General features: G+C 32.8%; 3 protein-coding genes. 2 read left to right on the top strand and 1 reads right to left on the bottom strand.

Translation table 11 applies throughout. The features are described from left to right. Both FHL06_RS13480 and FHL06_RS13475 read left to right on the top strand, forming a co-directional pair. Window positions 1-231 (top strand): type II toxin-antitoxin system PrlF family antitoxin (locus FHL06_RS13480; RefSeq protein WP_153387138.1); only part of this gene is annotated, 231 nt, incomplete at its 5' end. Continuing rightward, entirely contained in the window at window positions 231-578 is a 348-nt protein-coding gene (locus FHL06_RS13475) for a type II toxin-antitoxin system PemK/MazF family toxin (protein WP_024002471.1), read from the top strand. The genes FHL06_RS13480 and FHL06_RS13475, both read left to right, overlap by 1 nt. Before the next feature lie 175 nt (window positions 579-753). On the opposite strand, the gene FHL06_RS13470 is transcribed toward FHL06_RS13475, so the two are convergent. Continuing rightward, window positions 754-1,170, bottom strand: coding sequence for a hypothetical protein (locus FHL06_RS13470; protein WP_056950789.1), 417 nt, complete (start codon window positions 1,168-1,170; stop codon window positions 754-756). Window positions 1,171-1,249: the final 79 nt, after the last annotated feature.

The following is a 1,249-nucleotide window of genomic DNA, read 5'->3' as shown; positions in this document are numbered from 1 at the left end:
AAGATCACAAGTAAAAATCAGATTACAATTCCTAAAACAGTACGTGAACTGTTAAAAGTTCGGTCTACTGACACAATTGAATGGCAGATTGAACCAAATGGTAAAGTAATGATTGTTCGTAGTAAACCGGATCTATGGCAACTTGTTGATGAACAAGAAAAAAAGTTTGGAAATCTCAGTACAACAGAAGTTGATTGGGGTAAAGACGTAGAAAGCGAAGACTTTGATTAATGAAATTAAAACAAGGCGCTATTTTATGGATTAATTTAGATCCGGCTAAAGGCACTGAAACTAAGAAAAAGCGACCGTGTTTAGTTGTAAGCAACGATCACTATAATCGCTATTTTAATACGGTGCTAGTTGTGCCAATCAGTACCTCTGACAAATATCGTACCCAAGAAAAGTATGCTAAATCGCCGTTATTTATCAGGATAGATAACGGGAAAATTCACGGGACAGCGTTATTGCAACATGTCCGTGCTGTCGATCCAACAAAACGATCAGATGGCGAAGTTGTGGCCACTTTATCTCAGCAAGAAATTAGTTCAATTAGTACAAAGGTCCAACAATTTTTCTGAAAAGCAGATGTTATTTATTGATAAAAGAAACAAAATAGCCCCCAATATCTACATTATAGATATTGGGGGCTATTTTAAAAACGTTTTTGAGGGGTTATTTGTTAATTATAGACCCTGAATGATTTTTAACTAAAAATGGCAATAAGTATTTTGGTATTATTTGAAAAATTGAATTTCAATTATGTCTTAACAATAATAGAGCACCCATAATTACTATGAAGATTGGTAAGTAGGACATCAAAAATATGGGTCTCATCATGCAACACAAAAAAGATTCTCCGGATCTAATGGGCTGCATTGAAAAATCAATATCTTTTTCATCTTTTTTCCTTACAACATCATAAAGATTTCGGAAATATCTTTCCTCTCTTAGATAAAAAGTATCGCTAACCCAAAACATTAAGCAAAAAAAGAGACATAATAACAAAATTAAGTAGCTCATAGATTTATTGATATTAGCTAAATACACAGTTATTAATCCACCAAGTATCGTCAATGACCACCCTTTTATAAGAAATGAATTAGATGACATACGATTAATAACGTCTTCAATCATTTGAATATGCAAACGCTTATTTTCACCGTTTTTCACGTATATATCCTCCAAAATATAAATTAGCCTATTAGGGCTTCCTGCACATATTATAGTCAGCAATGCTATTTCTTAAAGA

It is taken from the genome of Companilactobacillus halodurans (genome assembly GCF_009600985.1).
GTDB lineage: Bacteria > Bacillota > Bacilli > Lactobacillales > Lactobacillaceae > Companilactobacillus > Companilactobacillus halodurans.
Note: the sequence above shows the minus strand (reverse complement) of the source record. Positions and strands in the feature narration are given on the sequence as shown.

Coding starts and splice junctions, on each gene's coding strand:
- FHL06_RS13475 (WP_024002471.1), top strand. CDS start 231: ATGAAATTAAAACAAGGCGCTATTTTATGGATTAATTTAGATCCGGCT.